Origin of the sequence: Allobranchiibius sp. CTAmp26 (assembly GCF_017565405.1) — a bacterium.
GTDB lineage: Bacteria > Actinomycetota > Actinomycetes > Actinomycetales > Dermatophilaceae > Allobranchiibius.
Genome location: NZ_JAGEKR010000002.1, coordinates 1 through 16,936, shown reverse-complemented (window position 1 = coordinate 16,936; position 16,936 = coordinate 1). Strand labels below are relative to the sequence as shown.

Annotated in this window: 17 protein-coding genes; 8 read left to right on the top strand and 9 right to left on the bottom strand. The window is 71.2% G+C overall.

Translation table 11 applies throughout. The annotated features are described in order from the left end of the window. The first annotated feature begins 168 nt into the window (after positions 1-168). The gene (larC, locus tag J4030_RS01555) at positions 169-1,398 is read left to right on the top strand and encodes a nickel pincer cofactor biosynthesis protein LarC (RefSeq protein ID WP_307864511.1); all 1,230 of its coding nucleotides are present in this window, start codon (positions 169-171) and stop codon (positions 1,396-1,398) included. A gap of 21 nt (positions 1,399-1,419) precedes the next feature. On the opposite strand, the gene larB is transcribed toward larC, so the two are convergent. Genes larB through J4030_RS01540 form a run of 3 tightly spaced genes read right to left on the bottom strand, consistent with a single transcriptional unit; the run spans position 1,420 to position 4,250 of the window. Continuing rightward, positions 1,420-2,109: a nickel pincer cofactor biosynthesis protein LarB gene (gene larB / locus J4030_RS01550; RefSeq protein WP_208047443.1), complete on the bottom strand. Its 690-nt coding sequence runs from the start codon at positions 2,107-2,109 to the stop codon at positions 1,420-1,422. Continuing rightward, complete coding sequence (larE, locus tag J4030_RS01545; RefSeq protein ID WP_208047442.1) at positions 2,102-2,938, bottom strand: ATP-dependent sacrificial sulfur transferase LarE; 837 nt, start codon at positions 2,936-2,938, stop codon at positions 2,102-2,104. Before larE ends, larB begins: the two co-directional genes overlap by 8 nt. 4 nt (positions 2,939-2,942) lie before the next feature. Next, a complete protein-coding gene (locus J4030_RS01540) occupies positions 2,943-4,250 on the bottom strand; it encodes a lactate racemase domain-containing protein (protein ID WP_208047441.1) in 1,308 nt (435 codons plus the stop codon). Between the two features lie 82 nt (positions 4,251-4,332). Between J4030_RS01540 and uxaC the strand changes: the two genes are divergently transcribed. The 3 genes from uxaC to J4030_RS01525 all read left to right on the top strand — a co-directional run bounded on the left by uxaC (position 4,333) and on the right by J4030_RS01525 (position 8,409). Beyond that, positions 4,333-5,763, top strand: a complete 1,431-nt coding sequence (uxaC, locus tag J4030_RS01535) for a glucuronate isomerase (protein WP_208047440.1) — start codon at positions 4,333-4,335, stop codon at positions 5,761-5,763. Then, complete coding sequence (locus J4030_RS01530; RefSeq protein ID WP_208047439.1) at positions 5,760-7,145, top strand: mannitol dehydrogenase family protein; 1,386 nt, start codon at positions 5,760-5,762, stop codon at positions 7,143-7,145. Before uxaC ends, J4030_RS01530 begins: the two co-directional genes overlap by 4 nt. A 208-nt stretch (positions 7,146-7,353) precedes the next feature. Continuing rightward, a complete protein-coding gene (locus J4030_RS01525; RefSeq protein ID WP_208047438.1) occupies positions 7,354-8,409 on the top strand; it encodes a M15 family metallopeptidase in 1,056 nt (351 codons plus the stop codon). 54 nt (positions 8,410-8,463) lie between these two features. Here J4030_RS01525 and J4030_RS01520 read toward each other — a convergent pair whose 3' ends face one another. Then, complete coding sequence (locus J4030_RS01520) at positions 8,464-9,327, bottom strand: oxidoreductase (protein ID WP_307864510.1); 864 nt, start codon at positions 9,325-9,327, stop codon at positions 8,464-8,466. A 59-nt stretch (positions 9,328-9,386) separates the two neighbouring features. On the opposite strand from J4030_RS01520, the gene J4030_RS01515 reads away from it, so the two are divergent. Continuing rightward, positions 9,387-10,676, top strand: coding sequence for an alpha-hydroxy-acid oxidizing protein (locus J4030_RS01515; RefSeq protein ID WP_208047437.1), 1,290 nt, complete (start codon positions 9,387-9,389; stop codon positions 10,674-10,676). Positions 10,677-10,751: 75 nt separating this feature from the next. On the opposite strand, the gene J4030_RS01510 is transcribed toward J4030_RS01515, so the two are convergent. From J4030_RS01510 to J4030_RS01490, 5 genes are all read right to left on the bottom strand, one after another. Then, the gene (locus tag J4030_RS01510; protein WP_208047436.1) at positions 10,752-11,219 is read right to left on the bottom strand and encodes an SRPBCC family protein; all 468 of its coding nucleotides are present in this window, start codon (positions 11,217-11,219) and stop codon (positions 10,752-10,754) included. Between the two features lie 44 nt (positions 11,220-11,263). Further along, complete coding sequence (locus J4030_RS01505; protein ID WP_208047435.1) at positions 11,264-12,274, bottom strand: NAD(P)H-binding protein; 1,011 nt, start codon at positions 12,272-12,274, stop codon at positions 11,264-11,266. 29 nt (positions 12,275-12,303) lie between these two features. Further along, complete coding sequence (locus J4030_RS01500; RefSeq protein ID WP_208047434.1) at positions 12,304-13,050, bottom strand: CPBP family intramembrane glutamic endopeptidase; 747 nt, start codon at positions 13,048-13,050, stop codon at positions 12,304-12,306. Between the two features lie 67 nt (positions 13,051-13,117). After that, positions 13,118-13,654: a hypothetical protein gene (locus J4030_RS01495; protein WP_208047433.1), complete on the bottom strand. Its 537-nt coding sequence runs from the start codon at positions 13,652-13,654 to the stop codon at positions 13,118-13,120. A gap of 76 nt (positions 13,655-13,730) precedes the next feature. Further along, positions 13,731-14,039 (bottom strand): DUF1330 domain-containing protein, encoded by a 309-nt coding sequence (locus J4030_RS01490; protein ID WP_208047432.1) that lies wholly within the window; start codon positions 14,037-14,039, stop codon positions 13,731-13,733. Between the two features lie 153 nt (positions 14,040-14,192). Between J4030_RS01490 and J4030_RS01485 the strand changes: the two genes are divergently transcribed. Genes J4030_RS01485 through J4030_RS01480 form a run of 3 tightly spaced genes read left to right on the top strand, consistent with a single transcriptional unit; the run spans position 14,193 to position 16,883 of the window. Beyond that, positions 14,193-15,425, top strand: coding sequence for an MFS transporter (locus tag J4030_RS01485; RefSeq protein WP_208047431.1), 1,233 nt, complete (start codon positions 14,193-14,195; stop codon positions 15,423-15,425). Between the two features lie 10 nt (positions 15,426-15,435). After that, on the top strand, positions 15,436-15,915 hold the full coding sequence (locus J4030_RS17750; RefSeq protein ID WP_243762724.1) for a hypothetical protein: 480 nt from the start codon (positions 15,436-15,438) through the stop codon (positions 15,913-15,915). Positions 15,916-15,917: 2 nt separating this feature from the next. After that, positions 15,918-16,883 carry a pyridoxal-phosphate dependent enzyme gene (locus J4030_RS01480; RefSeq protein ID WP_307864509.1) on the top strand — a complete coding sequence of 322 codons (966 nt, stop codon included), beginning with the start codon at positions 15,918-15,920 and terminating at the stop codon, positions 16,881-16,883. Positions 16,884-16,936 lie beyond the last annotated feature (53 nt).

Genomic DNA, 16,936 nt, shown 5'->3' with positions numbered 1-16,936 from the left:
GCCGGCGGACCCCACCGGCCGACTGCGTATGTCGCGATACGGATGTGACACCTGCGCCGCGTATGGCACGCGAATCGCGCAGTCGGCAGATGGCGCCAGGCGCGAATCCCGCAGTCGGCGAATGTGCCGGGGCGACCCGCAGCCGGACGCCGACGGTAGCTTTGCGGCGTGGCTGAGCCCGAACGGCACGCGTGGATCGATGCCGGAGCCGGTATCGCGGGCGACATGCTGCTCGGCGCCCTCGTCGACACCGGAGCCCCCCTGTCCGCGGTCCAGGACGCGGTGGACGCCGTCGTACCGGGCACGGTCCGGGTGACCGCGCACGAGGTGACCCGGGCGGGGCAACGCGGCACAAAGATCGACGTCGCACCCATCGCCGCCGATCAGCCGCACCGCCGGTGGTGCGACATCCGGGAACTCATCGCCGAGGCACCCCTCCATCCGGCCGTCGCGGCGTCGGCGCAGCGGGTCTTCGAGACGTTGGCGGCCGCCGAGGGGCGGGTCCACGGGGTGGATCCCGCGCAGGTGCACTTCCACGAGGTCGGCGCCTGGGACTCGATCGCCGATGTGGTCGGTGTCTGCGCGGCCCTGCACTGGCACGAGGTGCGGTCCGTCAGCGCAGGCCCGATCGCGGTGGGATCGGGCCGGGTGACGGGCGCGCACGGCGACCTGCCCGTGCCCGTGCCCGCGGTGCTCGAGCTCGGGACCGGATGGGAGCTGCTCGCGGGCGGCACCGGAGAGCTGGCCACCCCGACCGGCGTCGCAATTGTGCGAGCCCTGGCGGCGACCTGCGAACCCCTCCCCCCGATGCGAGTGCTGACGGTGGGTGTCGGCGCCGGCACGCGGGACATCCCCGGGCGGGCCAACGTCGTACGCGTCTGCATCGGTGAGCGCACCGCGGTGACCGGGCAGGCGGTCACCGAGGAGCTGTGGGTGCTCGAGGCGAACGTCGACGACCTCGACCCGCGAGTGTGGCCGACGGTCCTCACCGAGCTCGTCGACGCCGGTGCCGCGGACGCGTGGCTCACCCCGATCCTGATGAAGAAGGGACGCCCGGCACACACGCTGTCCGTCCTGTGCTCCGTCGGCGACCGACCGCGCCTGCAAGACCTCGTCCACTCGCTCACCAGCACTTTCGGGAGCCGGTCGTACGCCGTCGATCGCGTTGCGCTGCAACGGGACTGGCGGACCGTTGAGGTGCACGGCCGACCCGTCCGGATCAAGGTGTCGCTGGACGCCGCCGGACGGATCCTGCATGCGACACCCGAGTTCGAGGACGCAGCGGCCGCCGCGCGCGGCGCGAACGTGAGCGTCCGCCAACTGCTCGACGATGCCGCCGCTGCCGCGGCGGCGCACGGCCTGCACACAGGTGCGCTGCTGCCGCCGACCGATTCCTGACCGGTAGGGCCGGCCCGCGAGTCAGTCCGCGGGCGCGGCGATCTGCGCGGCCAGGTGGCCGGCGCCGTACCCGTTGTCGATGTTGACGACGGCGACTCCAGGAGCGCAGGCGTTGAGCATGGTCAGCAGCGGTGCGAGACCGCCGAACGCCGCGCCGTACCCGACAGAGGTCGGCACGGCCACGACAGGCGCCGACACCAGGCCGGCGACCACGCTCGGCAGGGCACCGTCCATGCCTGCCACGACCACGATGACCCGCGCGGCCCGCAGCACCGGCAGCCGCGCGAGGATCCGGTGCAACCCGGCGACCCCGACGTCGACGACGAGTTCGCAGTGCCGTCCGAGGTAGGTGGCGGTCAGCACCGCTTCGCGCGCCACCGGCAGATCCGAGGTGCCAGCACACACCACGACGACCGGGCCACCGACCGGCACCGGAGGCTCCGGCGGCCACGCGACGAGACGGGCGGTCTCGTCGATCGCCGCATCGGAGAAGACGTCCGCCAGAACGTCCAGGTGGTCATCCGAGCACCGGGTGAACAGCGTTGCGCCGGAGGGCTTTTCGCTCGGGTCGGCATCCCGTAACGCCTGGGCGATCGCGCGCACCTGGTCCGGACTCTTGCCCTCGCAGTAGACCGCCTCGGGGTAGCCCCGGCGCGCCGCCCGCTGCAGGTCGAGCTCGGCCACCCCCTCCAGGGGATCCGGCTCAGCCACCGTTCACCGCCACGAGGGGCAGGCTGAAGGCGCCGGACTGGATCCCCACGAGGTCGAGCGCCACGAAGTCGAATCCGGCCCGCCGCCCGGCGGCGACCAGCTGTTCGCGCAGCGGTGACGTGGCCGCGCGGGTCAGATCGTCGACGGTCACCTCGACGCGCGCGACCTCCCCGTGGTGACGCACCCGGCAGTCGGCGAAGCCGAGCTCCCGCAGCGCGTGCTCGACCGCCTCGACCTGGGCCAGCCTCTCTGGGTCGACGGGCGTGAAGTGCGGGATGCGGGACGCCAGGCAGGGTGCGGCCGGTTTGTCGGCGTTCGGCAGTCCGAGCTCACGGGCGAGCGATCTCACGTCGTCCTTGGTGAGTCCGAGGTCCGCGAGCGGTCGCAGCACGCCGTGCTGGGTCGCCGCCAACGCGCCCGGCCGGTCGGGACGACGGGTGTCGTCGGCGTTCTCGCCGTACGCGACGGCCGTGAGACGGTACGCCGCGACGACGTCGCTCCCGATCCGGGTGAAGAGCTCGTTCTTGCAGTGGTAGCACCGGTCGGGGCCGTTGGCCCGGTACGCCGGGTCGTCACCCTCGTGCGTGACGATCTCCACGACGGGGACGCCGATCGCGGCGGCGACATCATGGGCGCCGGCACGTTCGTCGGCGGCCAGCGACGGCGAGACACCGAGGACGGCGACGACCCGGTCGGGGCCGAGCGCGCGTACGGCCAGTGCGAGCAGCAGCGAGGAGTCGACGCCGCCGGAGTAGGCGACCCCGAGGCGCTGCACACCGTCGAGCGCCCGCTCGACCTGCGGGGTGACCGACGCCAGATCTCGATTCATGACCTCAGCTTCCCTGACGACCTGGGCTGAGCCGGAAGAGCACCTCGCCCGCGTCGGGCACCACGAAGCTGCCGGCAGCCGCCTCCGCGTCCAGGTCGACCGAGTCCGGGTCGAGGTAACCGAGGTTTGCGGCGCGGCAGACGTCCTCCGGTATGCCGGTCGCGAGGGTGACCGTGACCCGGAACGCCTCGACGCCGGTCTCGGGGTCGTACGTGCCCGCACCCCGCAGGTGCGTGGAGTGGGCGAGGGTCCCCCAGTGCATGTGCTTGAAACGGTCCCACTGCTTCACGAAGTAGTCACGACAGTGGTAGCCGATGGTGTTGATCTCCGGGTGGCTGGTGGAGATCTCGGTGATGTGCGGCGCATAGAGGATCACCTCTCCGCCGTCGGCGACCGCGGGCTCGAGCTTGTAGAAGCCCTTCGCGCCGGTCCAGATGTCGTCGTACATCGTGGGCACCATCGAGATGACCCGTTGTACGGGCTCGTCGAGGTAGGCCACGTGGGTGGCAGCGCAGACCTCGGCGGAATCGACCCACGCCGAGATCGTGTCGCCGAAGGAGATGGAGTGCAGGTCACCGGTGCCGGCGGCTCCGACGAAACAGAAGGCGAGCTTCTCGGCGGGTACCAGTGCCGCCCCCTCGTTGATCAGGGCGCGGACCGGGGTGACATCCGTCGTACCGATGATCTCGGCCGAGGTGATCAAAGCGCCGATCCAGTGCGAGACGTCGATGATCTGCTGACCGGCCACCCCCGGGAAGAAGTACTTGTTGCCGCCGGAGATGCCGACGACCTCGTGCGGCAGGACCGGCCCCACGACCAGGGCCACGTCGTGCTCGACTACCGCCTTGTTCAGCAGCACCGGCACATCGAGGCTCAGCCGGCCCTCGGACAGCTCCGCCAGGCGCGCGGCCGGGATCGTGCCGAGATCGGCGAAGGTCTCCGGACGCCACCACTCGTGGTTGAGCACGGTCATCCCCGGATAGGTCTCCTGCAGGGCGCCCGGCGCGTACCCCAGGTGCCGGGCGATGGCCTCCTCGTTCATCGCCTGGTGCGTGCCGAGGGCGATGAGCACCGTCATCCGCTCCACCCGGCCCGCGAGCGCTTCGTGCACGGCGCCGAGCAGGAGGGGCAACGGGCAGCTGCGGGTGGCGTCCGGCACCAGGATGCAGATGCTGCGCCCGTCGAGGTCCACCGTGCCCAGCCGCTCGAGGACGAAGCGGCGCACCTCGTCCTCGCTCAGCACACCCTCGACGCCCCCGATCCTCGTGACGGGAAGGTGGGTCTGCGCGGGGCCGTCGGCGAGGCTCGTCATGCCTCCACCTTCACCGGCCACCCTGCGAGCGGCAAGTGGGACCTGCCCGTGGTGGGGTGATCGAGCGCGCGACGATGGCACCATGACGTCCTTCGCTGCGCCCACGGATCGGCTCACGCTCTCGCCCGACCGGCTGCTCCCCGCGGACCCGGGCGTCCGGGCGATCGCGCGACGGCTGTACGCCGCGGTCCAGGACCAGCCGATCATCTCCCCGCACGGACACGTGCCGGCGCAGTGGCTCGCCGACGACTCGCCGTTCGGCGATCCGACCTCCCTGCTGCTCTCACCGGACCATTACGTCTTCCGCCTCCTGCATGCGCAGGGAATCCCCCTGGAACAACTCGGCGTCGGCGACGACACCCCGGACGCGGAGGGTGCCCGGCGCGCCTGGCGGTTGTTCTGCGGTCAGTGGGCCGCCTTCCGCGGCACGCCGAGCCGGTTCTGGATGGAGACCGTGATCGCGGACGTCTTCGGCGTCACCGTCCGCCCCTCCCTGGAGTCCGCCGACTCCATCTACGACCAAATCGCCGACGCCCTAGCCCGTCCGGAATTCCGGCCACGGGCGTTGATGGACCGGTTCGCCATCGACGTCCTGGCGACGACCGACGACCCCGTCGACGACCTGCGCTCCCACGCCGCCCTGCGCGACGACGCCGGATTCGCGCACCGGGTGGTGCCGACGTTCCGGCCGGACAAGTACCTCGAGCCCGCCCGGTCCGACTTCCCCGACCTCATGGCAGCGCTGGCGCAGGCCTCGGGGATCGACACCGGCTCGTACGCCGGGTACGTCGCGGCCCTGGCCGATCGTCGTCGCTACTTCAAGGACCACGGCGCCGTGTCCTCCGACCACAGCCACCTCGACGTCGTCACGTTGACGCTGGACGACGCCGAGGCGGCCCGGATCTACGACGACGCGATCGCCGCGCGGGTGCGGCCGCAGGACGCCACGGCCCTGCGCCGGCACATGCTCGTGGAGATGGCTCGGATGGCCACCGAGGACGGTCTGGTCATGACGCTGCACCCCGGCGTCCACCGCAACCATCACACCGCGACGACGCGGCGCTTCGGGCCGGACACCGGCAGCGACATCCCGGTGACGGTGGAGTTCACCCAGGGGCTGCAACCTCTGCTGGACGAGTTCGGGACAGCCGACGGTTTCCAGCTGATCCTCTTCACCCTCGACGAGACGGTCTTCTCCCGCGAGATCGCCCCTCTCGCCGGGTTCTACCCGAGCGTCTACGCCGGCGCGCCGTGGTGGTTCCTCGACGCACCGGATGCCGTACGCCGCTTCCGCGCGGCGACCACGGAGACCGCCGGCTTCTACCGCACGTCCGGTTTCGTCGACGACACCCGGGCCTTCCTGTCCATCCCCGCCCGGCACGACATGTCCCGTCGCCTCGACGCGGGGTACCTGGCCCGCCTCGTCGCCGAGCACCAGCTCGAAGAGGACGAGGCGCTGGAGACTGCCCTCGACCTCGTGACCACTGTGCCGACCACGGCCTTCAAGCTGTGAGCGGGCCGCTGCGCCCGCTCGACCGCCGTCGGGACGGCCGCCCGCCCGCACCCGTGCGCCTGGTACACCTCGGGCTGGGCAACTTCTTCCGGGCGCACGCGGCCTGGTACACCGAGCACGCCCCCGATGCCACCGAGTGGGGCTACGCGGCCTTCACCGGCCGGTCGCCGGCGGCCGCAGTCGCGCTCGGCGCGCAGGACTCGCTCTACACGCTGCTGGTCCGCGGCCCGGACGGGGCCCGCCCTGAGGTCGTCTCGAGCCTCAGTGCGGTCCACGCGGCCGACGACATGGTGGCGCTGCGGGCGTATTTCGCGAGTCCCGACCTGGCCGTGGTGACCGCCACCGTGACGGAGGCGGGCTACTGCCGGTCCTCCACGGGTGACCTCGACACCGAGTCCCCCGCCGTCCGCGACGACATCGCGGCCCTGGTGGCCGACCCGGTCGCCGGGGTCGTGGCCACGACACCGGGGCGCATGGTGGCCGGCCTGCTAGCCCGGCGCGCCGCGGACGCCGGGCCGCTCGCCGTCGTCTCCAACGACAACCTGCCCGACAACGGCGCGGTGATGGCGAAGGTCGTCGGCCAGCTCGCCACCGCTGTCGATCCGACGCTGACCGGCTGGATCGAAAACAACGTCTCGTTCGTCACGACCGTCGTCGACCGGATCACCCCGCGCACCACCGACGAGGACCGCACCGAGGTGTCCCGGCAGCTGGGCGTGGACGATCCCGAGGTTGTGCCGACCGAGCCGTTCACCGAGTGGATCCTCGCCGGGGACTTCCCCAGCGGCCGACCCGCCTGGGACGACGCCGGGGCACGGTTCGTGCAGGACGTACGTCCCTTCGAGCAGCGCAAGCTCTGGCTGCTGAACGGCGCCCACTCGCTGATGGCGTACGCCGGGTCGATCCGCGGCCACGAGACCGTCGCCGAGGCGATCGGCGACCCCGTGGTGAGTGGGTGGGTCGAGCAGTGGTGGCGGGCCGCCTGCGCCCACCTCGAACTTCCCGCCGCAGAACTCGACGACTACTGCGCGAGCCTGCGGGACCGCTTCGGCAACGCCGCCATCCGGCACCTGCTCGCACAGATCGCCGCCGACGGTTCGCAGAAGGTGCCGATCCGAGCGGTGCCGGTGATCCTGGCCGGGCTGGAGGACGGACGGGTCGACCCCGGTGCGACGCGTCTGGTCGCCGGGTGGATCGCCCACCTGCGCGGCCACGGTGCATCCGTGAGCGACGTACGCGCTGACGAGGTCACCGACCTGGCGCGGGGTACGTCGGACGAGGCTGTCCAACGCGTGCTGAGCTGGCTCGGGATCCACGACGAACGGGTGAGGCAGACCGTCCTTCGGCAGGTCGCCGAGCTGGACAAGCGGGCGGCCGGCTGAGCCGTACTTGACGGACCGTATTCCACCCTGCACCGCGAAGACGACCCTCCCTGCGGTCAACCGCAGGTAAAGAGGGCATACAACCTGTCTGAACTCTTCGCGACACGCCGATAACGACCAGATACACAGGGATTCAAAGCTCTTCCGGCGGGCGCCGGCTACCTAGATTCCGTGGCCTCACGTGCCACACGCGCCCCAAGGAGAATCCATGGTCACAACGATCCGCCGCGCCACAAGCGTTGCGTTCGGTATCGCCGCCCTCGTCTCACTCGCCGCCGGTCCGGCCCAGGCCGCGCAGTTCCACCCCGATGCCAGCACGCAGACAGCGACTGCTCCGGCGACCATCCGACCCGCGAGCTCGACGGTCTGGACGTTGTACGCCGGAAGCGCAGGCGCATCGTTCCGCACGAACTCCTCCAACACCGCGACCTTCGTCGCGAGGCCGGGCACCGGGTACGAGTTCAGCGGTGTCCTCGGCAGCGGCAGCACTGCCGGGTGGGTGCAGGCGACCTCGGGCACGTACACGGGCCGGTGGATGAGCGCGTACAGCGTCACCACGACCAACCCGGCACAGCCGCTGGGCTCCGGCGCGGGCTCGAGCGCCGTGGTGTCCACCCCCAACGTCACCCGGTACGTCGTCACCGGCTGGGCCACCCCCAACATCCGTGCGTCGTACAGCTACCGCTCGGCGGTCGTGGCGACCGTCAAACAGGGCGTGGCGTTCACCGGCACCTACGTGAACTACGCCTGGTTCCGGATCACCGCCGGCACGTACGCGGGCCGCTTCATCAGCACGGCGATGCTGCAGACCTCGCCCACCCAGGCGTCCTACAACGGCGTGATGCCCGCGGCGGAGATGTGCGCCGCTGACAGTGCCCTCGGCACCTCTTGGGAGCCCACCACCCCGCGCTACCTGGCGTGTGGAGCGCGGGACTCGCTGGCGGCGATGAACACGGCGTTCAAGGCCGCCTTCGGCTACAACCTGTCCATCTCCGAGGCCTACCGGCCGCTGGTCAAGCAGCAGTTCTACTACGCCCTGCTCGGCTCGCAGGCCGCCGTTCCCGGTACGTCCAACCACGGCCTGGGTCAGGCGATCGACTTCGACACCCAGACCACCAAGGGCGGCTCGACCTCGATCTACTACTGGGGCACGCCCCAGGACAAGTGGCTGACGGCCAACGCCCTCAACTGGGGCTTCCAGCGCCCCAAGGAGTACTCCACGCCGGGCGTCGGGGAGTACTGGCACTACACCTTCGTGGGGTGAGCGCCGGCGGCGGTCCGGGGCACGTCGCCCCGGGCCGCCGCCGTACGTCGCTCGTCAGCCCGCGAGGTCGCCCGCGGCCAACTCGACGTCGCCGGTCGCGATGTTGTCCTCCAGGTGCGCGACGGAGGACGTGCCCGGGATGAGCAGCACGTTCGCCGCCCGGCGCAGCAGCCACGCGAGCCCCACCTGGGCCGGCGTGACACCGAGGCGCTGGGCGACGGCCTTGACCTGCTCGTCATCGGTGACCTTGGGCAGGTGCGGGAAGGCCGAGCCGAGCGGGAAGTACGGCACGTAGGCGATGCCCTGCTCGGTGCAGTAGTCGAGCACGCCCGCATCGCTCTGATCGACGTAGCTGAACGCGTTCTGCACACAGACCAGGCCGACGCTCTCGTGCGCCGTGCGCACCTGGTCCAGCGTCGCCGTCGAGATGCCGATGCCGGCGATCTTGCCCTCGTCGCGCAGCTGCTTCATCGCTTCGAGCTGGGCCGCCAGCTCGTCCTGCGGCTCGGCGTCCTGGACGGAGCCGTCGTCCTCGTGCAGCCGCAGGTTGACCGCACCGAGCTGCTCGGCGCCGAGGGTGCGCAGGTTCTGCTCGACGTCCTCCTTCAGCTGGGCGGGCTCCAGCGCGGGAAGCCAGGCGCCGGTGGTGTCCCTGCGCGCGCCCACCTTGGACACCAGGACCAGGTCGTCGCCGTACGGATGCAGGGCTTCGCGGATGAGTTCGTTGGAGACGTCCGGGCCGTAGAACTGAGCGGTGTCGATGTGATCGACGCCGAGCTCGACGGCACGACGCAGGACGGCGATCGCCTGGTCGTGATCGCGGGGCGGGCCCATCACTCCGGGACCGGGCAGCTGCATGGCACCGAAGCCGATGCGGTGGACGTCGTGGCCGGCAAGGGGATATGTGGATTTCAGCACTCCCGAAACGCTACTCCGGGGCACCACCCCGCGCGTACGGCTGTGCGAGTGTGAGCGCCATGAGCATCTCCCTGCGGGACATCGGCCGCCACGTGCAGTCGCAGATCTACCAGGCGGGTGTCTTCGGCACCACGCCAGGGGTGCCGGTCAGCCCTGACCGGCTGGAGCACGAGGGACTGCGTGCGATGAGCGGCGATGCCCGGTCGTACGTCGAGACCGGCGCGGGCACCGGACGCACGATCGTCAACAACCGCAACGCTTTCGCGCACTGGCAACTTGTGCCCCGGGTGCTGCGCGATGTGTCCGAGCGCGACCAGTCCATCGAGTTGTTCGGGCGCCGGCACCCCAGCCCGTTCCTCACCGCGCCGGTCGGGGTGTTGGAGATGTGCCACCCGGACGCCGACCTCGCCGTGGCGCGCGCGGCGAAGGCGAGCGGCGTACCCATGATCATCTCCTCGCAGGCGTCCTACCCGATGGAGGCGATCGCGGACGAGCTCGGCGACCACGAGCGGTGGTTCCAGCTCTACTGGAGCGCCGACGACGACCTCGCCCGCAGTTTCGTACGTCGCGCGGAGGCGATCGGCGCCAGCGCCATCGTCGTCACGCTCGACACCATGCTCCTGGGCTGGCGCACGCTGGATCTGGACCGCGCGTACTCCCCGTTCGCCCGCGCGCGGGGCATCGCCAACTACACCTCAGATCCGGTCTTTCAGGACATCACTCGAAAGCGCCTGCAGGACGGGCAAATTCCCTCCGTCGACCGACGGCCGACCCCATCCGCCGTGCGTGCGCTCGGCACCATCGCGCGGGCCCACCCCGGTGACTTCCGGGCCAACCTGCGGTCCAAGCTCCCGATGGCCTCGGTCCGCACCTTCCAGGAGCTCTTCGGACGTCTGTCGCTGAACTGGGAGGAGCTGGCGTGGCTGCGCGACCTCACCGACCTGCCGATCCTCGTCAAGGGCATCCAGTCGCCGCAGGACGCCGAGCTGGCTCTGAAGTACGGCGTCGACGGGGTCATCGTCTCCAACCACGGCGGCCGCCAGCTGGACGGGGCGATCGGTTCGCTGGACGCGCTTCCGGCGGTCGCCGAGCGTGTCGGTGGTCGGGTGCCGGTCCTCTTCGACAGCGGGATCCGTTGCGCCGCAGATGCGTTCAAAGCACTGGCGCTGGGCGCGACCGCGGTCTGTATCGCCCGGCCCTACATCTACGGGCTCGCGTTGGCCGGTGAGGACGGCGTGCGCGAGGTGCTGCGCAACTTCCAGGCCGAGTTCGACCTCAGCATGGCGGTGGCCGGGCTCACCTCGACCGACCAGTTCTCGCCGGACATCCTGGTGCCCGCCGCGCACTGACGGACGACTCCCTGCGTCGGGAGTACGCGCGCGCGCCGGATCGAGCGCGCGCGTACACCCGATGTGCGGGCCCGATCAGCGGCCGGCGTCCAGGTGCTTGAGCAGGTTGCTCGCGAACCGGCTGCCCATCGCCGCCATCACCGTGTTCATCCCGGCCAGCACGCCCGGCTTGGCGAGCTTGGGCAGGGGCAGATCCACCGACACCTCCAGATCGATCGCCAGGTGCGTCTTCGCGCCGTTCGGCGTGAGGGTGTAGGACCCCTCCGCGCCCGCCTGCTCGTCGGTCTTGCTCGGGTCGTGGGTGAAGGTGATCTTCGTCTGCGGCTCGAAGGTCATCACCTCGGTGAAGCTCGGTGAGATCTGCTTGGTCAGCACCGGGATCGAGGTCAACGTCCACACCCACCTGCCGTCGACGACGTCGATCCGCTTGAGGAACGGCGTCAGCCGGGGCAGCAGATCCGGATCGGTGAGCGCCGCCCAGATCTGCTCTTTCGACGCGTCGACGTCCGCAGTGGAGTGGTTGTGCGCGGTGAATCGGGTCATGGTGTCCTTGAGAGTCGTTGTGGGAGAGAGCAGATCGGGCCTGGTCAGCCGGCCCAGGTCGGGTCGGCCACCGTCCGGTACGCCGGGTCCTGGGCGCCCGGCTCGGGCAACCGGCCGTGCTCGCCCCGCCCCTCGTTCTCCAGCGCGGCGAGTACGGCGAGCTCGAAGCTGAGCAGGCCGCCGAGCTCGGGCTCGATGAGCCCCTGGATGTCGTGCTCGTGGCAGATGACCTCGTGCACCAGGCTGCCGACCAGCGGGGCCGCCACTCCCCGGGGCACCGGCGTCAAACGCCCGACCACCTCGCCGGCGATGCCGGTCAGCAGCTTCGGCGCGCGCAGGGTGAGCAGGTGACGGCGGCGCAGACCCGCGATGTCGGCGTACTGCAGGACCATGTCGCGGTAACTGAGCACGTCGGGTCCGCCGATGTCGAAGGACCTGTTGATGCCCGACGCCATCGAGGCGCTCTCGACGAGGTAGTGCAGCGCGTCACGGATCGCGATGGGCTGCAAGCGATTCAGCACCCAGTCGGGCGCCGGCGCCACGATGAGCCGGGCGCTCAGGTGGCGTAGCAGCTCGAACGACGCCGAGCCGGCCCCCAGCACCACGGCCGCCTGCAGCACGGTCGTCGGCACCTCGCCGGCGAGCAGGATCTCGCCCACCTCCACGCGCGAGGCCAGGTGCGGGCTCAGCGGGCCGCTCGGGTGCAGCGCGCCGAGGTAGACGATGCGGCGTACGCCGGCGTCCGCGGCGACCTGCGCGCAGACGTCTGCCAGCTCGCGATCCCGCTGGGCGAAGTCACCCGTGCCGTCCATCGAGTGCAGCAGGTAGTAGACGACGTCGACGTCCGCACACGCGGCCGCCATGTCCTGCGCACGTGACGCATCGCCGCCGACGACCTCCGCGCGCGCACTCCAGGCACGGTCGGCCAGTCGCTGCGGATGGCGACTCATGACCCGGGTCGACCATCCGGCGTCCAGCAGCTGCGGCACCAGCCGGGACCCGACGTATCCGGTGGCGCCGAGCACGAGGGCGCGGCCGGGGGTCATGGTTTCCATGCGCCTACGTCGTCCAGCACGGGCCCGCCTCAGCGGCGGTACTCGATGAGCGGTGGCAGCACCAGCAGCATGCCCGTCGACCAGGTCAGGTGGATGATGATCGGTCCCTGGACGCCGCCGGTGGTGCGCCGTTCGATGGCCACTAGGAGGCCGAGGACCCCCGCGGCGAAGACGAGCATCGGGTTGCCGGTGATCCCGGTGGCGACGGTGTAGACCGCTGTCGTGATGGCGATCTGGTGCGGCTGCTTGGTCGCGGCGTAGAGCGCGCCGCGGAAGAAGAACTCCTCGCCGACCCCGGTGATGAGCGTGAGGGGCACGACCACCGGGAGCGAGCCGAAGCGCGCGTGGTTGAGGACGGCGAGCACCGGCCGCCGCAGGACCGGGATGCGGGCGATGACCGCCGCGCCGGCGGCGAAGAAGACGACGGCGCCGGCACCGATGGCCATGGGGCGCACGACGGGCCGGGTGTTCTTACCGGGATTGCGGGTGCTGCTCCAGCCGGCGTGCAGCGGGCCGGAGGCGAACGCACCGCCGGCCCAGATGCCCGCCAGGACCAGGGTGGACGCGTAGAACTCCCGGCTACCGGGCTTGCGGGACAGGGCGTAACGAAGCACCGGCGTCCCCACGACCAGCGTCGCGGCGGTGACCTTGCGGCGGTGCTGGAACTCCCGCTGGGTCTCCCAGTGGTCGCGCTCGATCGGCACCACCCACGACAGCTGCGAGCCCTTGCCCACCCAGTCGCGGGCGCGTGCCACCACGGCATCCCACGCGCTCATACCCGCGAGTCTGCCAGTCGATCACCCGGCCACGAGGCCCCACCAGCCTTGAACTGCACCGGCAGCCTCAGGGGGCCGAGTTCTGCTGCGCCCACACCTGGGGTTCGATGCCGTCCAGACCAGGGGCCAGTCGAGCGTCTCGGCCCGGCGCGAAGACCTCGGCGCACCCCGTGAGGGTCACGACGGCCATCTGCTGTCGAGTCGAGCCGGCGTAGGCGAAATAGAGGTCGACGCGAGTGCCGTCGTCCATGGGGCAGCTGATCGGGCCGTCGGGGAAGGGTTTCGACGCGTCGATCTGCCGCGCGATGGCTGTCGCCTGGGTGCGATCCACCCGGGTCACCAGGATGTGGCAGACCTTGTTGTTCAGACCCGGCTGCCACACGGCCGTCGCCCCGGTCGGGTCCGGATCCACCCAGACCAGCTTCCCGGCCTCGGGTGCGCTCGGCGTCCGCGGGGAGAAGCAGCCCGCACCGGTCCGATGGGGCGCTTCCGCGCGGTGGGCGTCGTACGGCGCGACGAACGCCACTGCGTGACCCTCGTGTCGGTTGTTCTGCACGATCACCCAGGCGGCGATCCCTGCGACGAGTGCGAGCACGACGGCCACGGCCGCCCATCGCTGCCGCGCCGAGGAGGGCCGGGCCGTCGGCCGAGGTCGCCACGTCGTCCCCCACGGGGGTAGGTCACTCGCCCGGCTGGGGTCCGTCATAGCCCTCGACCACGATCAGCTCGATGGTGGCCGCGTTCTCCCGCAGAGCGCGTGCCGACTGATAGAGATCCGAGTGATAGCACGCCAACGCCTGCTCGTACGAGGGAAACTCGATCACCACGTTGCGCGACCGCGCGGCGCCCTCGACCGCTTCGAAACCCCCACCGCGCACGAGAAGACGACCGCCGTACGCCGCGTACGCGGCCCCGTTGACGGCGGCGTACTGCGCGTACCGATCCGGGTCGCTGACATCGATCCGACCGACCCAATATCCCTTTGTCATGCTCTGCACGCCCCTCGAGTCGTCTGATCCTGCCCCGCCCACGATGCGCGGACGTCCCCGATCATGCCGGTAGAATCGGTGCCGCACAGGGAACATGGCGCGACCGTTGGGTGGGAGGTCGCGCGCCGAACCGCACCATCGGAGTCACCCCGCATGTCCCCTGTCGCGTCCTACCGAGCGCTCTTCGCCATCAGCGGTCGCCGGTACATCGCCATCGCGTTCCTCGCGCGCCTGCCACTCGCGATGAGCCAGCTCGGAGTCCTCCTGCTCGTCGCGGGACGCACCGGCAGCTACGGCATCGGTGGCGGCTGCGCCGGTGCGCTCGCCCTCGCGAACGCCGTCGGCGCGCCACTCTTCGGCTCCGCCGCCGACCGCATCGGCCAACGACCGATCGCGTTCTTCCAGTCGGTCGCCGGTGCGATCGGACTGGCCCTGGTGGTGGTCCTCACCCGGTCGGGGACCGCCTGGCAGGTCGATGCCGCGATCTGCGCCGTCACCGGCTTCCTGCTGCCCCAGGTCGGGCCGCTGGCACGGGTGCGCTGGCGGCCGATCATCGCCCGGCGTGGGCATCCCGTCCGCCTGGTCGATACGGCGTTCTCCTACGAGGGCGCCGCCGACGAGGCGTCGTTCGTGCTCGGCCCGGCGTTCGTCGGCATCTTCGGAGCGCTCGCGGGTCCGCAGTTCGCACTCGAGGGAGCCGCCGTGATCCTCGCGGTGTTCGGTTCCTGGTTCGCGCTGCACCCCACGGCCGCTCTCGCCCGGCGCACCAGCTCCGGCGACGTGCCCCGCACCCGCCTGCTGACCCGGTCGATCGCCGTCCTCTGCGTGGCGCAACTGCTGATCGGCGCCGTCTTCGGATCGGTCCAGACCGGCACGACGGTGATCGCGACGAATGCCGGACACGCGCCTCTCGCCGGCCTGTTCCACGCCCTGCTCGGCGTGGGCAGCGTGCTGGCGGGCATCGGCATGGCCGCGGTACCTGCCTCGTTCGGGTACGCCGCGCGCCTGCGCGTCGCTGCCGTCGCGCTCTTCGTGCTGTCCACCCCGCTGCTGCTCGTGCACTCGCTGGTGACCCTGGTGCCGGTGCTGCTGGTGCTCGGCCTCTGCGTCGCGCCGTACATGATCACCACGTTCACGCTCGGCGAGACCCTGACTCCCGCACCGCGCGTCGCCGCCGCGATGACGCTGCTCGCGGCAGCCACCGGACTCGGATATGCCTGCGGGACAACGGTCGCCGGGCACCTCGCCGACGCGCATGGCGCCACCGGTGCGTTCGCGACCACCGTGTCGGCGTGCGCATTGGCCGCCGCCCTCGCGATCACCGCGCGCAGTGCGCTGCACCGGTCGAGCTCGCGGGTGGACGAGGCGGCGTACGCCGCGGCATAGGCTGACGCGCATGGCCTCCACCGACCTGTTGCGCTCCCCGATCGTCCAGAACGCCGCCGCGGCCACCGCCGCCGGGGCCGGCGTCTTCCTGCAGCCCGCGCGGTTGCCGAAATGGGGACGCCGCGGACTGCGGCTCGCCAACACCGCCGGCACGGCCGGCTCGGTCTTCCTCGCATCGCGCGGCAACGCCGACGACGGTGGCGAGCTCGGCACGAAGCCGACCCGCACCCGCGCGGCCACCGCGGCCTCCGCCGGATCCGCGATCGCCGCCGCAGCGGGCGGTCTGACCCTCATCAGTTCCGGATTCGGGCTCAAGATGGACGCCCGCGCCGAGCGCTACCTGATCGGGAAGGGCATCAAGCACCCGCGCGTGTGGATGGCCGTCGGCACCGTGGTGATCGTCTTCGCCGCGAAGCAGGCGCAGGACTACGGCACCAAGAAGGCCGAGGCCGCCGCGCGCAAGCAGCTGGAGAAGCAGCAGAAGTCCTGACCGTGCCCGGCCAGGTCCAAAGCAGTCCGGACATCGCCGCTGTGCGCGCCGCCGCGGAACGCCTGCACGGCGTCGCACACCGCACGCCGGTGCTCACCTCCACCCGGCTCGACGCCGAGCTCGGTCTGCGGCTCTTCCTCAAGGGTGAGCACCTGCAGCGCACAGGCTCCTTCAAGTTCCGCGGCGCGTACAACGCGCTGTGCGGCCGCGTCGGCCCGGCCGGGGTGGTGGCGTTCTCCTCCGGCAACCACGCGCAGGCCGTCGCGTTGGCGGCGCAGGTGCTGGGTGTGCCGGCCACGATCGTCATGCCCTCCGACGCGCCGACCTCGAAGCTGGCGGCCACGCGGGGATACGGTGCGGACGTCGTTCTCTACGAACGGCATACGCAGGACCGGGCAGCCATCGCCGCCGAGATCTCCGAGCGCACCGGTGCCATGCTGCTGCCGCCGTTCGACCATCCCGACGTCATCGCCGGCCAGGGCACCGCTGCACTGGAACTGCTGGAGCAGGTCGGCCCGCTGGACGTCGTCATCACCCCGCTCGGTGGCGGCGGACTGCTGGCGGGCACCTGCCTCGCCGTCCGGGCGATCTGCCCCGAGGCGGTCGTCTACGGCGCCGAACCGGCGGCCGGCGACGACGGCAAGCAGTCTCTGGATGCCGGCCGGATCGTGCGGATCGAGGTGCCCCGCACCCTCGCCGACGGCGCCCAGACGACGGCCCTCGGCGAGTTGACCTTCCCCGTCATCCGCCGCGAGGTGCGCGACATCGTGCGGGTCGCCGACGCCGAGCTCGTCGCGGCGATGCGGTCACTCGCCGGCACCTGCAAGGCCGTGGTCGAGCCGACCGGCGTCCTGGCGTACGCCGCCGCGCGCAGCCTGCGCTCCGAGCTCGCCGGGCTGCGGGTCGGCGTGATCCTGTCCGGCGGCAACGTCGACCTCCCCCGGTACGCCGCCCTCCTCGCCGACTGACCGACCGTCGCGGCGGTTTGCGTCGGTGCTAGCGGTTTGCGTTTGCGGCCAGT